The organism is Vibrio sp. JZG10 (genome assembly GCF_054064075.1).
The window spans coordinates 23,334-42,664 of record NZ_JBSUGE010000007.1; the positions used below are offsets into that span (position 1 = coordinate 23,334).

Here is a 19,331-nt window from a genome sequence, read left to right on the forward strand (position 1 = left end):
GCTATTCCTTCTTCGCCTGACAGTTGACGCATAACTGACAACCCTTTATCGCCTGGCGTCTTCCCTCGGGAATAGCCGCGTCACATTCAATGCACTCTTTGGCACTCTCCTGGTCCACCCCTTTGGTCTTTTGTGCCATATGGTTGGCCAGTGCCATTTGGGTCTGTTTGGCTTCGAGCGCACTGGCGCGATCAAACACATCCATCGCGCCTCCCTATTAACCGATTAGATCGCGGGTGTCTTCCGCACTGAGGTACGGCACACCATCGATATGGATAAAGTCCGGACTGGTCACAACACCTTTGATTTTGTGCTTAGACTTATCCGACGAACTTGGGTCGATATCCAGCAAGCTATCAATCATCAACTTGACGCCATGCACTTTGATTTCTAACTCTTCACCACCGGTATTGGCGTAAAACAGGCAATCATGCGGCTCTATGCCACGCCAGCTACCCGCCGCTTTTGCCGCTTCGACCAACAACTTGAAGTTTTTGGTATCCAGTTCGTATTCAACGTCTGCACTGACCGCACCATCGGTGAAGTCGTCCGGCACGCCACGTGTTTGCGCAGCCTGGCTATCATCGGTAATTGAGACTGTGGCTTTTTCTACGTGAATTAAGCTGCCGTGAATATCGACATCAAAGCTCATACCTGAAATTCGTTTTCCCATTTACGCGGCCTCCGGACTGCTCAGATCTAACATAAGACCTGCTGTGATGGATTTCGGACAGTCGAGCGGCGTAGCCGTCATATAAATCTCGACTGTGTTTTTCGTTTTCCAGGTGATGGCAATGGCACCTTCTTTCGGGCTTTCGATTTCACCCGGAATAACGACTTGTCCAATCGTTGTACTCTTCGCCATTTCACGCATTGGCCTTGTGTAGCGCATTTTGGCGCGAGCAGTGCTTGCTGGCGTACTATTGAACGAACGGTCACCGATGTCAGCAATTGCGATCAAACGAACCCGGCGGGCAATTTTGTCAATCACTCGACGGTTCTCGACCACCTGGAAGTCACCGCCCTCGACATCGAGCATGCGACCATCAGCCCAATAGATGCCGTCGAAGTCCGGGAACCAGGCAGGAACCGAAAGACGGTTTTGCTCCAGAGTTTGTAGTGTTGCGGTAGAGAGCTCGACACCATTCATGTCAACTGGCTTGGTCACATCCCCAACCAATGCACCGGTTTTCACCCGCATTGGGGTATCAGCCACCGATGCTGCCCGGTTACACAGACGACCCGCCAACTTGCCAATCGCTTGTGGTAGCACTTCGGGAACCAGCATGACGCCATCTGCAGCCAAGGTATCTTGAACCGCGACCATTGATGCCTCATAGTCCGACCATGTTTCGGTCTGCTTATCAATACCAGGCAGAGCCAACATCATGAATGTCCAGCGACCATACTTAGCAATCAGTTCATGGTAGAGTTCCTGCGCTGCAGTCACCGCCGCTTTGTCAGTGGTAGGAACGGTATGCACCACAGCTTCAAAGCTTTGTGTTTGTTGCGCATCTTTTACCGCCTGGGTCCAGTCTTCCGGCGCCGTAAGAACGTAAACCCCTGCTGACCAGTTCTGCCCGGCGTTCACCATGGCGGCCTGCAAATTGTCTTTAAGCACACCATCGTCTAACAGTTCGCCAAAGTCAGTTTGCGTATTCACAGACAACAACTTGCCTGCATTCTTGGTGCCCGTACCGAGAAAGAGGAAGTGACGCTCAACTTCAGTCACTGGCCCCTGTAATTGGTTAAGAGCTTTTACGTTGATAATTGGCCATGCCATTGGTTATCTTCCTCTTTTAAGTTCTTTGCGAAGTGCCGCTCGCGCTTTCTTTTTGTCTACCTGAGTAAACGGCCGAGCAGGTAACACGGTTTCCCAGGACTCTTTCGGTGCGCCGCGCATCTGGCGAAGAATTAGCCCGGCTTGTTCTTGGCTGAGGTTATTCTGTATCCACCTCATGCTTGGTTTGCGAAGCTTGCCAATTGGGGCATTCGGGTTGATACGCCTGGCAAAGACACGAAAACCCTCATCTTTTAAAGCCTTGGCTTGAGCCCTGGTTGCGCCACCGTGCCCACCGCCAATTTCCTTTAAAGCCTGTTGCAACCGGCTTTTATTTTTTGCCATGTCGCAGTGCCTTTATTGCTGCGGCTCTGGTATGCCGCTGACGATGGCCATAGTGTTGCTTTGCTGCCACTCTCGCAGTGGCACTTTTGCGCCAGCCGATCACAGCGGTATTGCCATCATTACCAGTGACAGTTAACAGCCTGGCTAAGCGAACTTGCATTTTCTTGCGGCTGGTACCCGATCGCTTTCTCCAGTTTCTGCCCAGGGGTGTTTTTTGGCTCCGCTGGTTTTGTCGCGAAGTCTGCACAGAGCCTTTTGCCGCTGCTTGCAATAATCGCTTTCTGCGCTTTGGCGGCAATGTCATGGCTTTCAACGAATCAAGTACGCCCAGCTCTGACTGCTTATCCACGCTAATTTTGATCATCGACCGTTACCGGACTGGCTGGGTTATTGGCGTTAATCACATCAATATGCTCAGCACACCAAATCTCATAAGGAGCGTTCTTCCAGCGCTTGCCATCCCAGTAAATATCACCGTCTGGGTCTTCGACGAGCATCAGCGGCTCAGTCATATCGACCTCAAGAGTCATAACCACTGTGCTGTCGCTTTCTGGTTCGATGTCAAAGCTTGGATCCGCCAGGTCAAATTTCTCTCTAAATTCGTCGTTGTCATCCAACCACGCCAAAGTGTTTGCCATTACCGCGGCAGGGTTTTGCTTCTTAAATGGAAACCGCTCAAAACTGAATACAGCGGTGTATTCCATCCAGCCGATGTCACGGCCCAACCCTTGGTTTTTGGGAGCAAACTTAAGCTGAATGTCTTCCATCCAACATTCAAAATGCTTGTGCAAACGTTCATCAATAGTGCTACTTAAGTGCTGGTTAAGCCCTTGTAGCATAAAGCCCGCCTGGTACTGGTTGAGTGGTTCTGTCATAACAGTTCTACTCCACAACGCGTATTACCACTGATGGCCCGGATATGCTGCTGGCTCTCTGCAAGTAAGCGCTCTGTGATATCCCGCTCACTTTCTGCCACTCGATCACCGGCTTCTTTGGTCGATACAGTGGCGAACTCTGAAACCATGTCTGCTTTGGCTCTGGCAAATACCGCTTTTTCATACAGTACGATGATGTTGTTTTTGCCCAATACCTTTGGCAATCCCGGTATCTCTTCAGCTTTGGTAATACCTTCGGCCTCGTAGCCTGCTTTCATCGAGGCCAGCTCAATGTTGATTTGACTTACTGCGGCGGCCAGCGCCAATGCCACAGCTTCCGAATCAAAATTTGATGGGATGCCACGACGCTTTTCAAAGTCACCTACGTTGAGGTTTGGCCAAAATCCATCGTTCTCGATCTCGGTGCTTTGGTAACTTTGTGACGATTTGCCATCAAACATTGAACTAGTCCTTAATTGGTGGACTTCTGCCCACTGGGTCGACGGTTAGAAATCGACACTAAGTGTTATTTCAACCTCGCCAGCCGAAGTCCGGTGGGTGTAGGAGCCTTTACAGGTTCTTACCTGTGGTCAAAGCGCTGATGCGTGCTCTAACTCGGTTTATCTTGTCGCCAACGCCAATTTTGTCGTATTGGTTGTTGGCCTCGATCAGTAGTGCCAATGACTGGTTAAGCGTTTCGAGATCACCGACGGCCGCTGGGCGTGGTACGCCATTGCTGTTGCGCAGCAGGTGAAGGCCCGCAAACTTAAACCACTTGGCCGTTGGTTTTTCTTTCAATCGCCACTTGGTGCGCACTTTTTCAAACACCTGGCTGAAATAGGGCTCGATGGAGTGACCATTTGCCGCCATTTTCTCTGCCCAGGCTAAGGTGCTGTCTGCGCAGAAATGGGCGAAGTCTCTTTTAAAGCCCGTTTCTAGCCCTTGCTCAATCGCTTTATCACACCAGGCAATGGCGGTTTCCAGGTCTTCGGTATCGAATAGCCAGATCACCATTTTGCCGAGAAGTGGATTGCGGTAGTTTTCCCCTTTAGCTAAATACTCTTCCACATGGGGTTTGTATTTGGGGATAAGTACCGAACGTTTGTGTTCCACTTTTTCATCAATACGAGCAAGGCCTTTGAGCGCTCGTTCATCGTTCTCTAGTTCAGCAAGCAACACATGTAGACTCTGACTGGCAACCGCCACCACCGAATGGGTAGCCGTTGCGCGTTGTTGCTTGGCTTGCTGGCGTTGTCGTGCAAGGGGACTAAGCATGGTTATCTACTACGCTTGGGGTTCTGTAGTATCGACTGTTTCAGGTGCTGCAGCATCGACAATTTCAACATTCTCAATGGCTGCGAACTTATGAAGATTACCGACCGCGTACCCTTCCATACGCAAGTAGGAGGTTTCAAAGCGTTTACGATCTTCTTCATTGCGAGACTTACGCCATTGCGTACCTTTTTGGGTCAGGATCTGCAGGTTCTTCAGGTTTGTTACCCACACCATGTTTGATGGGAAAAATGGTGGGATATACGCTTTTTTACCGGCAATGGTCTTCGCTAATTGCTGCGCTGCTTTGTGCTCCGTTGGTACCTCTGCCGCTTCCAACAAACGGTGCTGCTCTGCTGCGACAAGGTTACGGCCAACCAATACGACAAGGTCAGGATCATCGACATGAACTTCATGAATGGTGGTGTTCACCAAATCATTAACCAATGAATCCAGATTTTTATATGCGCCCTTAGTGGCTCCGGCGGCATCCAGTTGTGCCGCTGGATTAACTTGATCTGGCGCTTTCTCTTTAACGATTTGTAGCCAGCCCTTGTTGACATCCTGCCCCATGGGTTTCGTACTTGGGTCTGTTGTTACTGCTGATGCGTCAATGCCGTGGAAACCGATGCGAAGCTTATCCAGAGCGAAGCTGCGCGTGATCGCGTTGTTCATTAACTTAACCCATTCCCCTTTTGAGCCAGAGTTCGCCCAAATGGTTAAGGTAATCCAGTTAATGTGTGCACCTGAGTCTGTTTCTACCAGCTCATAGGTGTTGCCGCCTTGGTCCAGCGATGCGCTAAAGCGACCATCTTTAACACGACCAGTCGTTAGGCCACTGTCACCGACATCGATCACCTGGCCTTTAATTTGGTCAACGAGGATATTGGAGATTTTGCCAAGAAATGCATCCGATTCGACGATCGCTTGCTGCAGTTTGGTTTCCATTACCGGTGTAATGCTGAACTGCTTTGAGGCATCGTCGACGCCAGCACTCGATGCAATGGCCGCGTTATATTCTTGTAGGTACTGGGTTGAAATAGCATTCAGCATTTACACAGCCTCCATTAGCGATTCACCCGTGTCACCTTGGCCAAGTTCTTGGTTCGGCGCTTCCTGCTTCAGTGCTTTGAACTGAGCATCTAGCGAATTTTGTTGAGTTACGATGTTGTCAATCTTGCCGATTAGCTGACTAAATTGTTCAGCCGAAAGACCTGACTCTGGTACAACAGTTTGGCTTTGCTGTACTGGCGGTGTTTGCTCTTCGCCACTGCCATCTTGACCTTGGTTAAGCTGTTCAGAGAATTGCTTCTGTTGCTGCTCAAGTTCAGTCTGTTTGGATTCGATGCCATCTAGTTTTGACATCATTTGAGTGAACTGCTCTTGGTTCATGGGTTCATCATCCTCAATGAGAGTTGATTCAATTGGTTGAGAGCCGGTTGTAAGCTCTCCATGCAAGGCGAGGTTTGCCAATGCAGAAAAGAAGTTGCTGAGAGGGTTGGCTTTAGGCTGACACTCTGAAAAATCCAGCTCTTCTAGCTGTGACACTTCACGTTCAACCTCTTTGCCGGATTGGTCTGAGAATTTAAGACGAGTGGTTCCTGTACTAGCCGGTTTATCCGTGACACCAATACCACGCAGGTAGCAACGACCATTACCGCAGTAATCCGGGTCCGGCTCTATAGAGGTGAAAAGCTTCTGACCGTCTTTGTTCGCAGCCAATAGGTAATGATTCGGCGTTAATCGCGCAAATAGGCGCAATTTACCTGCCCGTTTCTCTGCTTTTAGCTCTTCAACCACACCCCAGTTTTTGCCTTCATATGGTCCCCAGGGGGTATCGCCTTTGTAATGCTCTGGCCAAATCAGCGCAGTGGTTAAGTCATGGGAATAGGTTTCCGCCATGTCTTTAATCCATGTAGCAGTAATGGTGCGGCCATCAACGGTTGCTCCCTCAGTTGCTACAATTTTCCAGTCACTGGTTTTCGCCATTTACGTATCTACCTAGTCAAAAATGTCAGTCAATGTCTTGGTTACGGCAAACGATACGCCTTTGACTAAGTCCTTTCAGCCACTTCATTTCCTAACAATTCGGATTTAGCCCATATCCGAATTTATCCGAATTTATGTTAGTCATTTGCAAGTTTTCAGGGCGTATGATTCGCTTATGGCTTATTCCCCTGAAACCCGACATGCTGCCCGGGCGCTTTATCTAAAGGCCTGGACACCTCAAGAAATCGCTGACGAACTTGGCATCAACAGTAATCGAATAATCTATTACTGGGCTGACAAGTATGGTTGGCGGGATATGCTGCGCGAGCAAACTATTGATGAATCGATGGCGCGCAGAATTGAAGTTCTAATGGAAAAGGAGGAACCGACACCTGCCCAGCTCAAAATGCTGGACATGCTCATCAACCATCACACCAAACTCAAAAAGCTTCGCGCAGCCGGTAATTCTGGCGAGCCTGCAAGTGATACTCAGCCAGATGGCAAAGAAAAACCTAAAGCAGTTGAAAGCTCACGCAAGCCAGGTAAGAAGAAAACCAAGTCTGAAAGTAAGAAAGCAGCGGCGTTTGAAGCCATAACAGAGAAAAGCTTTAAGCTGTGGCATGAATCGTTGTTTGGCTACCAGCATGTGATGCGCGATAACCTGCATCAGCGAACACGCAATATTCTCAAATCCCGCCAGATTGGCGCTACATATTACTTTAGTGGCGAAGCCCTGGAGAATGCGGTACTGACTGGCGACAATCAGATTTTCCTTTCAGCATCCCGGGCCCAGTCTGAAGTATTCCGCCGCTACATCATCGCTATTGCCCGTGAGTTCTTAGACATCGAGCTCAAAGGTAATCCAATGATGTTGCCAAATGGCGCAGAGCTGCATTTCTTGTCTACCAACTCGAATACCGCTCAGAGTTATCATGGCCACGTTTATATTGATGAGTATTTCTGGATACGTGATTTTGCCAAGTTAAACAAGCTGGCCTCGGCAATGGCCACGCATAAAAAGTGGCGTAAAACGTACTTCTCAACACCATCATCAAAAACGCATCAAGCTTACCCATTTTGGACGGGGGAACTTTGGAAAGGTAACGACAGCAACCGTTCAAAGATTGAGTTTCCTCGTTTTGACGAATACCGTGACGGTGGGCGGTTATGCCCCGATAAACAATGGCGTTACGTTGTTACGATTGAGGATGCCGCCGCCGGTGGCTGTGACCTTTTCGATATTGATGAACTCCGCGACGAATACAGCAAAGACGACTTCGACAACTTGTTTATGTGCGTGTTTGTTGATGGCGCCAATGCGGTGTTTAAGTTCTCTGATCTTGAAAAAGCGATGGTTGATGCTTCAACCTGGCAAGACTTTACGCGAGACAGCGACTCACCATTTGGTCGCCGTGAAGTATGGGGCGGCTATGACCCATCCCGGACGCGAGACAACGGCTGCTTTGTGGTCGTCGCGCCTCCTATCGTAGCAGTTGAGAAATTCCGTATTTTAGAAAAGCACTATTGGCGCGGTCTCAACTTCCAGTACCAGGTTCAGCAGATAGAGAAAATCGCCAAGCGCTACAACATGACTTATATCGGCATTGATACCACCGGTATTGGTGCCGGTGTGTGGGATTTACTGCACAAGAAATTTCCACGAGAAGCAGTGGCCATCCACTACAGCAACGAGAATAAAACCCGCCTGGTGATGAAAATGATTGATGTCGTGGAGGCCAAACGCATTCAGTTTGATGCAGACGAGAAAGATGTCGCAATGGCGTTCATGGCCATCAAACGAGCTCCGACTAAAAGTGGCGGCAACATGACATTTAAAGCCGAGCGGAGTGAACTAACCGGCCACGCCGATGCTTTCTGGGCGATCAGCCACGCCGTGATTAATGAACCTTTAGATTACAGTGACCCAACCAAATCAACCTGGGATTTAGCAGCATGACCGAAACACTCATTGACAACTCAGAAACAAAAAAAGAATCCTCATACAGCTTAGACCCGGTTGCTGAACCCGTAGATCCAAACCGATGGCTTACCGATTACACCGCGCTTTTTTACAATGAGTTTGAAGATTATTGGGAGCCCCCTATCTCACGCCGTGGACTCGCCAAAATATCAAGAGCAAATGCTTACCATGGCTCACTACTTCGGGCGCGAGCCAATTATGTGACCGCACGCTTTGTGCAGGGTGGCGGCATGCGACGACGTCAGTTCCAAGGTAACTGCCATGACTACTTTACCTTCGGTGACTGTGCCTGGCTCAAGGTTCGTAACTACTTTGGTAAGGTGATTCGCTTAGAGCAGATTCCTACCATGTTTCTTCGCAAGCGCAAGAACGGCAATTTTGCTTTCTTACAACGTGGCAACAATGACCAAATTGAACAAAAGACATTGAAGAAAGAGGATGTCATCTTTTTGCCTCAGTACGACCCAGAGCAACAGATTTATGGTGGTGCAGACTATGTGGGAAGTATTCAAAGTTCGCTACTCAACAAAGAAGCAACCCTGTTTCGCCGTAAGTACTACCTGAATGGTGCACACATGGGCTTCATTTTCTATGCGACCGACCCGAACTTAGGCGAGAAAGACGAGAAAAAACTCAAAGAGGCAATTCGTAGCTCTAAGGGTGTGGGTAATTTCCAGAGTATGTTTGTGAACATTCCTAACGGGGCAGAGAAAGGGATTCAACTTATCCCTGTCGGTGATATTGCCACCAAAGATGAGTTCGAACGAATCAAGAACATTACCGCGCAGGATATTCTGGTAGGCCACCGCTTCCCGGGTGGTAAAGGCGGCATGATGCCAGAACCTGGTGCAACCTTACCTGACCCAATCAAAGTCGGCATTGAATACGCCAAGGATGAGATTATCCCAGTGTGCAAACTGATGATGGATGAGATCAACTCCGACCCGGAGATTCCTAAGCATTTGCACTTTGATTTTGACTTAAGTACTGGTCAAGAGGTGGCTTAAACCTCTGCAATAAATTGAAATTCTGTATGGGGCTGAAATTGGTGTTCAGCCCTTGTCACATAAGAGATCAGAGATCTTTTTCAGATCATCACCTGATCGCTCAGATCACCTAGAACCGTGACGTAAAATATAAAAAGACTTTAAAATTAGCCACTTAATCATCCTCCATAATTAGTGCGCCATCTCTGCTTTTTCAATTTCTTTCAAAAAATTTCAATCGTTGAAATTTTATCAGACCCAATATAAGCCATTCTCAGCGGTGTTTAAGTAACCTTGAATCCTTTACTACAAAAGGGTTTAGCGTTTGTTTGTGGGCAGCCCTACCCCCTAGCTTTTTGCATTCAGAGGAATTTCAAAATTTTCTAGATCGAAAACGTCGCAGGTGGGGAGGAGGAGTGCATTTTACGCCACGCGCTCGCTCCTTTACGTGGCAGATTTTCACAAGCGAACTGCCCTTTGATAAGAGAATAGTATAGGTAGTCTAAGAGGTTGAACTTGGGTTAGAAGAGCCGTAAAACTGTATAAAAACACAGCCTTTTGACGTATGATTATTAAGTCAGTCAATAAGCTAGGTATTTTATATGAGAGTGTTGTGTCCGGAGTGTGGCAGCAAAAGTCGAATCCAAAAATCGAACCGCTTAACTAACAGTCATTCAGATTTGTATTGCAGCTGCAGTGACCCTGAATGTGGGCACACCTTTGTGATGAATTTGTCTTATAGCCATACGTTGAGCCCATCGGCGAAAACGACAAGCCAACTGGCATTCAATTTGTGTAAGGCGTTGCCGCCAGAGGCACGGCAACAGCTCAAACATCAATTATCTATGTTGTAAATTACTACGACATAAACGCAGTACTCTCCGTTTCGCAAGCCATCTCGATAATACTCAAGATGGCTTGTTGTTTTTTGGTGTCTAATTGCCCCTTTGCATCCGCAAGTATTAAGCCTGCGATATACGCACCAGCTGCTCGAGTTCTCTCTGTCGCCTCACTATTAGCCACACCATCAATGACGATTTCTAAAGCAGACAACAAGATATCGTTTTGATTTTTGTTCGACATATCAACACCCTTATCAGTCACCAGTAAAATATACTGTATATCTATACAGCTTTCTAGTGTTGATTGGTGCTTATCATCATTCTGCTATGTCGATAAAGCTCTTTACTTTCACTTAGCAGAAAGTAAAGAGCTTTATACCTTTCGCGTAAAATCTAACCAAATGGATTCGTCAAACTTGAAGAAAACCTTATGCTATCAAACTGATGTTTTTCGCAAAGAGACTTGAACTTATCGGTGCAATAAAGAGTACCCGCTTTTTCCATCTTAGATTTGAAAATTAACTTATCTTCTAAATCTTGCTCATCAAAGACCAAGACTTCCAAACCTGCGGGATAGCCATATTCAATCTTTTCAATACACTTTTGCTTGTCTTCTAAGCCAAACTGAAAAGTCGTGTAGAAATACCACTGAGAGCCATTGCACCGAACAGGTAAAAACTCTCCACCTTTTTTGAGTTCCTGATAAAGAACATCAAAAGCTTTGGGAGATAGAACAAGATATGTTCTCATCCAGAGGCTGACATCAGGTACAAGAGAGTTTTTGTTCAGAACATCAGTAAACTGCACTTCGACGTCCTGCCAAATATCTGATAATGAATCGTTTTCTGCTGCCTGTAACAAAATTCGTTCAAACAGTTCAAAATCACCTAACTGAACAGCGACATCATCGGGAAACGTACTAATCGCCTGATACTCATCCAACTTATCTGCAATCCTATAAACCGTCATACACCTTTCCAATTCTTATCAATACTTTGTAATATTTCAGGTGGGTGGGTTCCATTTTTTAAATTCATTTTCACCTGAAGCAAGTTTGCTTTAAATACGTGCATCTTTGTCTCAAAAGCTGCAAAGCGAGTGCTAATCCATGTTTCATAATTAGATGTATGAATCGACCTATGTGCCGGCGAATTGGGTGACTCCCAGTTCAAGTCAATATTCTTGGCAAAGTTCATGAGCCATACACCATTCTCAGCAGCATTTATGCCTATTTTATGCATATGAAGATTCAGACGAATTCTTCTCATATCAGTTAACTTGTATTGACCTTTCCCTGGAATAATATGATGAGGCTCATGCCTTCTGGTCGGTTTTGGTTCACCTGCAGCCGTCAAATTATTCGCTAACATTCTTGTTGGATGATGCTTCTCTGCGGCTAATTCATTGGCTGTTTTAGTATTATTACTAGCAGTATACGCTGCTAGCTTTAATTGTAGCTCCTCCGCTTTGGCATGCGCTATGAGCTGTATTCTTTTTTTCTTTAAGAAAGCTAGATCTTCAGCCTCTGCTTGTAAAAGCCTTTCCTTTTGCTCTTTTGATTGCACCACTGACGGCTTCTTGCGATATTTTTCGTAGAAATCAGTAACCAATGTTTCAAACCTATCGAGTGCTAGCTCTGCTGCTGTAGGTTCACTAGGCCTATTCGATTTATATCCCGCGGTGCTTAAATTAGTTTTCATCATTCACTCCACTTACTACTAGAGTGCTGTTTAGCATTTGACAGTTCGACGAGTAAACACTCAATAGTTCATATGGAATATAAGCAACCGTACTAGCAGCTCTTTTTCGATATAAGTCTCAAATTTAATTTTTTTCAACCCGACGACACACAGGCAAAAGCCGCCCCTCGAGATAATCTGCCGTAATGCTATACCAATAAGAAAGCTCACTTTCATCAACTTCCATGTGTGGTATAGATTCATGTAATAGTGATTGCCAATAGGACTGATTCTCCTTAAATCGCTGATATTCAGATTGATAGAAGTGACTCGCGTCTTGTTTTATATCGCTCAGGTCCAAATCCCTGCAGTTCAATGACCACCCTCTTGCACCAGCAGCCCAAACCATAAACTTGTCTACTTTATCCTTCGCCAGTTCTCCTTCAAACGTAATGCAGAAACGATTGCTCGTATTCACGTGCACGCCTCTGTTATGCAAGTTCTGACTCAGCTTTTCGGCCTGCTTTTCCAAACGGATGATTCTCTGATAAAGCTTGTTCTGATACTCCTCAGATTTCTGCTGCTTTTTGGCAATGGCTTTAGCTTTGATGGTTTGCTCTTTGGCATTTCGTAGCTTGCGGATTTGCCGCTTAATTGGCTTTTTCCATTGCTCAAGTTTATAGCCCAACTCCTTAATTATTGCGGTCATATTGCCAGCTTCAAACGAAGCAAGAGTTTCCCAGGCAGGAGCTCTTGAGCACTTCGCGATATTGTATCGATTTCCCTTGATTAGCCCTTGGTCAGCATTTTCACCTTTAGCGGCATAACCGACTGCTTTGATGATGTAAGAACCGGCGGCTTTTGGCTTTTTGATTCGCTCTAATTTCGCAAATCCATGCCCCCATATTTTTTCAAGTCGCTTAGCCCAAGGACTAAAGAGATGCTCTGGTACCGTCCAACGTAGCAAAATATGAACGTGCGGATTAGGCTCTCCATCTTCATTGGCTGGACACTCGGCTACCCATATGTAATGGAAATCAGCAGGCAAATTAGTCGGGCCAACATCGCCAGACTGAACATGTTTAGCAACTTTCTCCTGAGATAAGTCGCAGTACTTTCGTCCACTATCTTTATCAACTTGGATGGTATGGTCCGCAACCCAGCCGCGTTGATACATTTTCTTTGCACCATCAAGAAAACGAGAGACTTCTTTACCTATTGTTGTCTCTAAAGTTTTTTCCATCGAGAACTCTTGCTTGGGCTTTTGCTTAAGATCGCAATATGGGCCGACTATGACATTGCCCTGGTTCATAGCTTTAACACGCTTACTATCTGAGGTTGGAAACAGCCAGTATTCTCCACCAATATCCGTTATTGGTTGGTCAACTTTCTTTTCGCCACGCTTGGGATGTATTGTCACCATGTTGCGCTTATAGATTATTGGGTGATGCGATCCCATACTGACACACTCACTTCCATCCAACATTCCACCGAATATGGCCATCCGTTGTGCCTTGGTGAAAGTCAGCGTCAGAAAAGTAGAGAAACCACCATGGCAAGCTGCAGTGTAAGCCCCTGCCTCAAAGATTTTAGAAACTGAACGGGACGTCAGCTTTTCCGAGAACCTCTCACCATTGTTTTCCGCAGGCGCAGCACTAGATGGCGTTTCGGTTACTGCCTGAAACTTATAAGTTTCATTCCAAGACCGGTGCATTAGCTGCATTGAAATAGGAATCTTTTTAGGTTCGCCTTGTCCTCGTTTTCCATTCTGATTGAGAATGGCAGGTTTGGAGCGCTCGTTCGTTTCATACAAAGCATCATGGCTAAAGTTGGCGTCGGCATTGCTGATGATACTTTTAGGGCGTAGAGACTTGCTCAGACTCATCAATTGCTTAATTTGCTTGTCTTTTCTGTGGCGAAATTTCTCTGTCGGACTTTTGCGCCCTTTGACTAGCCTATACTCTTCGGCGATTCTCGCCGCCGCTTCGCGGTCGTGTTCCGAGAGATAATTTACTGATTTATAGAAGTCAGTTCGCTCTTGAAGATCTCGCTCGCGCTTAGACTTTCGATTGGGAACGCGGTCATATATCGCTATTTTTTTGACCATTCCACTATCTAGAAGTGCTTGTTCTTGGTCTGAGTAAATTTTGGAACCTAAAAAACCAGCTTTATAGCTGGCGTCATTATTTTTGATTCGGTCAAGGGGCATCACTGCCCCGCCGATATAGAGAAGGTCAGACTGGTTCATACTCTATCCCTAATTTTTCTTTCGAAAACTTAACAAATAGTCTCTGTGTATCAGGAGACTTCAGAAAACCTTCGACCTCTTCAAGTCGAATAGTCATGGTTATGCCCCATCCTTCCGGCCCAGCAAAATATGCAATAGCACACTTTTCATATGTCTTTGTTCGTCCTTCCAAAATTTGAATGACATCATCACCGACACTAACTGAAGTGATCCTTTTATTTTTCATACCGCCTCCAGTTCTTGGGTCGTTACCAACAAAAAGCCGCCTTTCCCATTGCCTTTGCTCAAAACGCCTTTGGTTAAATGAGTGCAACTGAGGGATACACACGCTTGTTCGATCGCTTGGTCTAACGAGTCAAAGTCGCCAACCATTACATTGGCGACTTCTTTCGTGTCTTCATGGCGGATGATGCCGCCATCTGGGCAAAGCATTATTGCGGCGTATTGCATGACGCACGCTCCTGTTCTTCTAAGAAGCTACTCGCCTCATCAATAAAAGAGCGCCCGCCTTCCACCGTTAACTCGGCATCAATAGTCGTGTATCCGGCAGAACGCGTAATCTCATAGCCAGCTTCGATGCAGTCACAACACTCTTCCAATCGGTCTTTCAACATTTCGATTAACTGGTTGGCTTCACTCGAACTATTACTCATGCTGCATCCTCCGATTCAATTTGATCACGGCGAACAGCAATGCGTTCAATCAGGTAATCTTCAATGTTCAGTAGCTCTTCAAGCGCACGCTCTTTATCAACCAACACAACGTTGTGAGCGTGATTCGTTGTGTTTTCGTCGAACACAATCACGTTGAGAAGGCTCATTTTTGATGAGTACTCGATACGAATACTGATGACGTCTGAGCTATCCAACGCCAAAGCGAACAGACTATTGATGGTTGTTTGGATAGCGAGTTTGTTTGCAACTTCATTTAGATTCATCTTTTATGCTCCTACGCTAAGACGAAAAAAGCCCCCTGTTACAGGGGCAAAGGCTTGGAGAATTAATGCGTACTACTGAGTTGGTAATGCTTGAGGCGTCGAACGTCACCAAGATTGCGATCGAACAACGTCGCGATTTCTTTAATCTGTTGCATGCCGTTACGGATTTTTTGAAGCTCCAAATCATTAAAGCTTTCAAACTCTCGCACATGCTCCGATGCTTTCAGATCACCGGCGATTAAAACCATACCGCGAAAACGTGGTGGCATACCGTTCCACAACTGCTTCAACTTGCCGCGTGTAGCGGAACCATTGAACAACGCTTTACAGGCAGCAATGCTCTCGCTGGCGTTGGGGATTTGCTTTTGTTGTTCTTGTTGAATAGCTAACTGACTCATAGGTTCTCCTTAGGCTAAGCCTGGAAGTGGCGCACCGTTGGCTAGGAAATCTGTGCCCATTTGCATGAGTGGCTGAAAGCCGGTGGTGCGGTTTTCTAAATCGTTGACGAACAAAACCAAGTTGCCGATGGCCGCTTGAACCTTGGCAATGGTTTTGCGCTTTTGACTGCGAGGTAAACGGTCTGCACTGCACATGTGCATTGCATCGCTAGACAGCTCACCTGAATATTGGTTGTTAAGTAACGTGCGCTCTAAAAGGTTCTTATCTTCCCCGTCTTGAGGTAACTGAACCGTCACGACACCTAGGTCAGCAAAGAGTGTGTTCACAATGGTGTAATCGCCGGATTCTTTGCTCAGCAATGCCAAATCCACTGGATCTAGTTTGTGAGGCTGTTCTGGGTTTAGCTTGTTACGCAGCATTCTCCCAGTTAGGCCGATGCATGGAGCCAGCTTTTCCATATTATGATTAATAGCGAAGTCGCAGCATGCAGCGTTAAAAGATTGCTGTTTGCGTTCGCGGAATCCGCACATAGCGATATTTGCGTCCATGATCCACACTCTTACATGAAAGGCGGTACGAGAATGACAACCAACGCGAACACATCTAGCCACATTGGACTGTGCGTTTGAGTTGGAACATGAGAGGTAAAAACCATGACTTACCCTAGCGCAGCAATGGCTTCACGTGCCGCCATTTCGTGCATAGCAACCATGTTAATCAATGGCTTATCGCGGCGTTTGTCTTTTGGTTTGATGATAACGCGACCTTCAGTCACGTATTGCTTGATGGTGCCCATAGGTAAACCAGTCAGGCGAGAGTATTCTTCGTAAGTCACATATGGACTTAGTGGAGGTATCTTGTACGTTAACATGGTGATATCCTTGTACTTATGTCTATCTTCTTCGGTTGTCTCTTGCTTTGGTCGGCGTGACTTCCGAAACACATAAGAATTATTGATCGTCATTCTCGAACTTTCAACAAAAAATGACAAATTAATTCGAAAACGAGAACTTTAAGCCATGAGCATTCGTAAAATAGAACCTTTCGATTATTTGAAAGGCACTGATTTCACAGAAAATTTGAAGAATTTGACAGGATGTAAGAACTTTCAAGAAATGGCGTTCGTATATGGCGTACCCAAAAGCACTTTCAGCACTTGGAATACTCATAATCGAACTTCCCATGAACTCATGGTTAGAGCTCATTTAGCTTTGGGAATCCCAATGGTGGATTTAGCGTTAAAGCCAGAAGACCGGTTTAAGGCTCACTCAGCGACAAAATGTACTGCCGAAGAAGCAAACGCTACAGCTTCACCTCAACACAACTCAGTACAGATCAAAAGCTATTGCTTAACCAATGGAGAGCTTTTAGATACTGGTGAACTGCCCTACGCTATCCGCAGATTTAACAGCTTCAACCTAAATGCTGACGCGACGATTGAAGTTGAAACAAATGAAGCTTTATATCTTGTTGATAAAGGCTCTACGAATCCTGCCTCGGGCAAATATTTAATAGATATTGACGGTACTTTGTCGATCAACCATATCCAGCGCTTACCAGGCAAAAAACTGGCTGTTGTGTTTGGTGAAAGCACCGTTGAAGTTTCAGAAAAAGATATAAAAGTAATTGGCCGCGTGGCGGTGGCGTTGAGGAAAGAGTGATGGCTGGCACTAAGAAAACAAAATGGCTAGCTTATACCGTAGGGGTTGGGATATTACCTATCGGAGCTCGCTTGTTAGCTAATCTCCTCTTCAATGTAGAAATCGAGTGGTTTTCAGCAACCGACTTCATTGCTTTTGGGTTTGTCATGCATATCTCGATCTTAAATGAGCTCGAGCACATGTCAGCAAATAAAGACTGGAAGACAAAGATGAATTTCACCTCCATAGGTTTTGTTTTTGTCTTTGGCTTGCTAACTCTAGCCCAGCTAACAACAGAAGCTGAATCTACATTACTTAATGCGAACACGCTCAAATATTGCTCAATGATTATTGCGGTTGTTTCTTTTATACTGGCTCATAGCGTCTTTAAACGCCTCTCAGTCAAAATAGAAGCCCCTACCTCAGGAGAGCAGCCAGCATGCTAAACATCATCGTAGTTGCACTAACAGTTATTAGTACTATCGCAGGCCTTATTGTTGCTGCTTGGTCTTACATAGACACGCAACGTGTTCGCTCTCGTCAAGAATTCATATCCGAAAGAGCGGAAAAACATAAAGAAGCTAGAGAACGCTTCAAGGAACGTAGTAGGTTAACAAAAAGACATGATTAAAAACTTCCTTTATTTGAATGAGCCCAAATTATATTCATTTTCATCACAACTATTTGAAGGCATAACAGAGTACGTTCTAAACGAACAAAATTATTCCATTAGCGATGAAGAAAAGCAGCAAGGTAAGCTGTTTTCAGGCCGTGTTATCGCTGACGTAATCAAAGAAACCTCCTCATCTACTACTAAGAAGTTCCTTCATGATCATTCGTTCAATTTGTTTGAAAGTGAACTTGAGCAATCTAAACGCTTGCTAGACGTAGGTATCGAAACACTCACTTTTGATGACATTTGTACAACAGATAAGTCTTTTATTCGCATTCGTGCAAAAGGCAAATTCGTTGACATGGCTGAAATTCAAACTTTATTCAGCAACTATGCAAAAATTGGTGAAGCGATCGCTGTACTTCCCCTAACTGAGCAGTTGCAAACACTAGAAATACTTAAAGCTCAAAACAACAAAAGTAAAGAAACTAGAGAACTGCAATCTAAATTAGACAAGTTGATAAAAGAACGAATAGTGGAGATGACATCAGGCCTCCCTCCACGTGCAATAGCAGGATTCGAAACTATCATAGGCAATTTTGGCGATGATATCGTTCGTTTCCAGCAACAAGTTAACGATGTCATTTTTTCCACTTGTCTAACACATGATTATTTAAGAGAACCTCTAAAAAACATTTATCGAAAGTACTCAAGGAAGACTGCAAAAGAATTCACTGTTTTGGGGTTTATCAGTCACGCAGATGGGACGCAAGACCCAGATGTTAAGGAAATTCCTGAAGGTGAAAACATGTTACGCCATATGATCGGAATGGCTGAGAATATGTATGAACTTGAGCAAACTTTCGGACAAAAAGGAGATAACGAGATAATCATTGAACCAATTGCTATTTACACTGAACTGTAAACAACACCTACTTCAATGGTATCGTTCTATTTCCGTAGTCAGGAGGCGGCTATCAATCCTATAGATAAAGTTACAGACCCATCATTTACTGAGTCAGCAAAAGGCCTAATGGTTCTCTTTTGTATTGGTGCGATACACTTGGTAATTGGTGTAGAGCTAACTAATACGAAAATCGCTATCCCTTGGTTTCCTACCGTAAACTTTAAGCACCCTGAGTATTTGGTTTATCTATATTGGGCGTTGAGTTTTTATGCGATGTATCGATACTCTTTGCACAACGCTACTCTTATCCGCGAGCAATGGTTTAAGTCTTTGTACGAGGGATTAAGAGGACCAACAGGGAAGAAATTTATAAAGGAAGCTATATTTCTTCAAGACGCTTCTTATGAAGTAAAAATTGTCAATTCACCTCAACGAAAAATAGACATTGTTGGCTACAATTTCGAACCAGGCAAACGTCCCGGTGAATATCTAAAAGTAGGCGTTTTCTATTTCTCTCTTATACATACTACAGACTATCAGTTTGAAGAAATAATCAGCTCATCAGACCCCGATGTTGAAGTTGAAGGGGCATGTTTCAACAATGAAAATACTCGTAATAAATGGGGGTTCGATCGATTTTTTGATGAGGAAGATCGAGAAGAGTACAAAGCAAGTTTCATCAAAAGTAAGATGTATAAGTTTAAACTTACACACCTTAGGCTCAAGCCACTCATTGGTGCATTACTGACCCAAAAGTCAATATTTGACCTTTGTGTTCCATTGATTTTAAACATCTCTTTATTTATCGCTTGGGTATTAGAAATAAGCCTTACTTAGG

Annotated in this window: 28 protein-coding genes; 7 read left to right on the forward strand and 21 right to left on the reverse strand. The window is 45.3% G+C overall.

Annotated features, from left to right (window positions below):
- Position 1: 1 nt before the first annotated feature.
- The 10 genes from ACWYVB_RS09860 to ACWYVB_RS09905 form a co-directional block, all read right to left on the reverse strand.
- Positions 2–205 (reverse strand): TraR/DksA C4-type zinc finger protein, encoded by a 204-nt coding sequence (locus tag ACWYVB_RS09860; RefSeq protein ID WP_374091088.1) that lies wholly within the window; start codon positions 203–205, stop codon positions 2–4.
- A 12-nt stretch (positions 206–217) separates the two neighbouring features.
- A complete protein-coding gene (locus ACWYVB_RS09865; RefSeq protein WP_256955319.1) occupies positions 218–673 on the reverse strand; it encodes a DUF2597 family protein in 456 nt (151 codons plus the stop codon).
- Positions 674–1,783, reverse strand: a complete 1,110-nt coding sequence (locus ACWYVB_RS09870) for a DUF2586 domain-containing protein (RefSeq protein WP_256955318.1) — start codon at positions 1,781–1,783, stop codon at positions 674–676.
- Between the two features lie 3 nt (positions 1,784–1,786).
- Entirely contained in the window at positions 1,787–2,125 is a 339-nt protein-coding gene (locus ACWYVB_RS09875; protein WP_074191619.1) for a hypothetical protein, read from the reverse strand.
- On the reverse strand, positions 2,112–2,489 hold the full coding sequence (locus ACWYVB_RS09880) for a hypothetical protein (RefSeq protein WP_074191620.1): 378 nt from the start codon (positions 2,487–2,489) through the stop codon (positions 2,112–2,114). Before ACWYVB_RS09880 ends, ACWYVB_RS09875 begins: the two co-directional genes overlap by 14 nt.
- The gene (locus ACWYVB_RS09885) at positions 2,476–3,000 is read right to left on the reverse strand and encodes a phage tail protein (RefSeq protein ID WP_074191621.1); all 525 of its coding nucleotides are present in this window, start codon (positions 2,998–3,000) and stop codon (positions 2,476–2,478) included. Before ACWYVB_RS09885 ends, ACWYVB_RS09880 begins: the two co-directional genes overlap by 14 nt.
- Positions 2,997–3,461: a head completion/stabilization protein gene (locus ACWYVB_RS09890; protein ID WP_074191622.1), complete on the reverse strand. Its 465-nt coding sequence runs from the start codon at positions 3,459–3,461 to the stop codon at positions 2,997–2,999. The genes ACWYVB_RS09885 and ACWYVB_RS09890 overlap by 4 nt, the downstream gene beginning before the upstream one ends.
- Positions 3,462–3,570: 109 nt before the next feature.
- Entirely contained in the window at positions 3,571–4,275 is a 705-nt protein-coding gene (gpM, locus tag ACWYVB_RS09895; protein WP_264910895.1) for a phage terminase small subunit, read from the reverse strand.
- Between the two features lie 9 nt (positions 4,276–4,284).
- Positions 4,285–5,325 (reverse strand): phage major capsid protein, P2 family, encoded by a 1,041-nt coding sequence (locus tag ACWYVB_RS09900; protein ID WP_264910894.1) that lies wholly within the window; start codon positions 5,323–5,325, stop codon positions 4,285–4,287.
- Positions 5,326–6,261 (reverse strand): GPO family capsid scaffolding protein, encoded by a 936-nt coding sequence (locus tag ACWYVB_RS09905; protein ID WP_256955315.1) that lies wholly within the window; start codon positions 6,259–6,261, stop codon positions 5,326–5,328. It abuts the gene before it with no gap.
- A 175-nt stretch (positions 6,262–6,436) separates the two neighbouring features.
- Between ACWYVB_RS09905 and ACWYVB_RS09910 the strand changes: the two genes are divergently transcribed.
- The 3 genes from ACWYVB_RS09910 (at position 6,437) to ACWYVB_RS09920 (ending at position 10,082) form a co-directional block, all read left to right on the forward strand.
- A complete protein-coding gene (locus ACWYVB_RS09910) occupies positions 6,437–8,218 on the forward strand; it encodes a terminase large subunit domain-containing protein (RefSeq protein ID WP_317410337.1) in 1,782 nt (593 codons plus the stop codon).
- Positions 8,215–9,249: a phage portal protein gene (locus ACWYVB_RS09915; protein ID WP_268979305.1), complete on the forward strand. Its 1,035-nt coding sequence runs from the start codon at positions 8,215–8,217 to the stop codon at positions 9,247–9,249. Before ACWYVB_RS09910 ends, ACWYVB_RS09915 begins: the two co-directional genes overlap by 4 nt.
- 581 nt (positions 9,250–9,830) lie before the next feature.
- Positions 9,831–10,082 carry an ogr/Delta-like zinc finger family protein gene (locus ACWYVB_RS09920; RefSeq protein ID WP_079765352.1) on the forward strand — a complete coding sequence of 84 codons (252 nt, stop codon included), beginning with the start codon at positions 9,831–9,833 and terminating at the stop codon, positions 10,080–10,082.
- Positions 10,083–10,086: 4 nt separating this feature from the next.
- On the opposite strand, the gene ACWYVB_RS09925 is transcribed toward ACWYVB_RS09920, so the two are convergent.
- The 11 genes from ACWYVB_RS09925 to ACWYVB_RS09975 all read right to left on the reverse strand — a co-directional run bounded on the left by ACWYVB_RS09925 (position 10,087) and on the right by ACWYVB_RS09975 (position 16,204).
- Positions 10,087–10,311 carry a hypothetical protein gene (locus tag ACWYVB_RS09925; RefSeq protein WP_182034166.1) on the reverse strand — a complete coding sequence of 75 codons (225 nt, stop codon included), beginning with the start codon at positions 10,309–10,311 and terminating at the stop codon, positions 10,087–10,089.
- A 152-nt stretch (positions 10,312–10,463) separates the two neighbouring features.
- Positions 10,464–11,039, reverse strand: a complete 576-nt coding sequence (locus tag ACWYVB_RS09930) for a hypothetical protein (protein ID WP_268979306.1) — start codon at positions 11,037–11,039, stop codon at positions 10,464–10,466.
- The gene (locus tag ACWYVB_RS09935) at positions 11,036–11,770 is read right to left on the reverse strand and encodes an AHH domain-containing protein (protein ID WP_318080032.1); all 735 of its coding nucleotides are present in this window, start codon (positions 11,768–11,770) and stop codon (positions 11,036–11,038) included. Before ACWYVB_RS09935 ends, ACWYVB_RS09930 begins: the two co-directional genes overlap by 4 nt.
- Positions 11,771–11,894: 124 nt before the next feature.
- Entirely contained in the window at positions 11,895–13,997 is a 2,103-nt protein-coding gene (locus ACWYVB_RS09940) for a rolling circle replication-associated protein (RefSeq protein WP_268979308.1), read from the reverse strand.
- The gene (locus ACWYVB_RS09945; RefSeq protein ID WP_054576242.1) at positions 13,984–14,223 is read right to left on the reverse strand and encodes a hypothetical protein; all 240 of its coding nucleotides are present in this window, start codon (positions 14,221–14,223) and stop codon (positions 13,984–13,986) included. Before ACWYVB_RS09945 ends, ACWYVB_RS09940 begins: the two co-directional genes overlap by 14 nt.
- Entirely contained in the window at positions 14,220–14,447 is a 228-nt protein-coding gene (locus ACWYVB_RS09950) for a hypothetical protein (RefSeq protein ID WP_457528852.1), read from the reverse strand. Before ACWYVB_RS09950 ends, ACWYVB_RS09945 begins: the two co-directional genes overlap by 4 nt.
- Positions 14,429–14,650, reverse strand: a complete 222-nt coding sequence (locus ACWYVB_RS09955) for a hypothetical protein (RefSeq protein ID WP_208623535.1) — start codon at positions 14,648–14,650, stop codon at positions 14,429–14,431. The genes ACWYVB_RS09950 and ACWYVB_RS09955 overlap by 19 nt, the downstream gene beginning before the upstream one ends.
- On the reverse strand, positions 14,647–14,934 hold the full coding sequence (locus ACWYVB_RS09960) for a hypothetical protein (protein ID WP_069515556.1): 288 nt from the start codon (positions 14,932–14,934) through the stop codon (positions 14,647–14,649). The genes ACWYVB_RS09955 and ACWYVB_RS09960 overlap by 4 nt, the downstream gene beginning before the upstream one ends.
- Before the next feature lie 62 nt (positions 14,935–14,996).
- Positions 14,997–15,332 (reverse strand): hypothetical protein, encoded by a 336-nt coding sequence (locus ACWYVB_RS09965; RefSeq protein ID WP_457528853.1) that lies wholly within the window; start codon positions 15,330–15,332, stop codon positions 14,997–14,999.
- 9 nt (positions 15,333–15,341) lie between these two features.
- Positions 15,342–15,881, reverse strand: a complete 540-nt coding sequence (locus ACWYVB_RS09970) for a phage regulatory CII family protein (protein ID WP_457528855.1) — start codon at positions 15,879–15,881, stop codon at positions 15,342–15,344.
- 110 nt (positions 15,882–15,991) lie between these two features.
- Entirely contained in the window at positions 15,992–16,204 is a 213-nt protein-coding gene (locus tag ACWYVB_RS09975; protein ID WP_017821157.1) for a hypothetical protein, read from the reverse strand.
- A gap of 148 nt (positions 16,205–16,352) precedes the next feature.
- Here ACWYVB_RS09975 and ACWYVB_RS09980 point away from each other — a divergent pair, with 148 nt between their 5' ends.
- The 4 genes from ACWYVB_RS09980 (at position 16,353) to ACWYVB_RS09995 (ending at position 19,330) form a co-directional block, all read left to right on the forward strand.
- Complete coding sequence (locus tag ACWYVB_RS09980; RefSeq protein WP_457528858.1) at positions 16,353–16,994, forward strand: phage repressor protein CI; 642 nt, start codon at positions 16,353–16,355, stop codon at positions 16,992–16,994.
- On the forward strand, positions 16,994–17,419 hold the full coding sequence (locus ACWYVB_RS09985; protein ID WP_457528860.1) for a hypothetical protein: 426 nt from the start codon (positions 16,994–16,996) through the stop codon (positions 17,417–17,419). Before ACWYVB_RS09980 ends, ACWYVB_RS09985 begins: the two co-directional genes overlap by 1 nt.
- Before the next feature lie 177 nt (positions 17,420–17,596).
- Complete coding sequence (locus ACWYVB_RS09990) at positions 17,597–18,511, forward strand: DUF6414 family protein (protein ID WP_457528862.1); 915 nt, start codon at positions 17,597–17,599, stop codon at positions 18,509–18,511.
- A gap of 15 nt (positions 18,512–18,526) precedes the next feature.
- Positions 18,527–19,330, forward strand: coding sequence for a hypothetical protein (locus tag ACWYVB_RS09995; RefSeq protein ID WP_457528864.1), 804 nt, complete (start codon positions 18,527–18,529; stop codon positions 19,328–19,330).
- Position 19,331 lies beyond the last annotated feature (1 nt).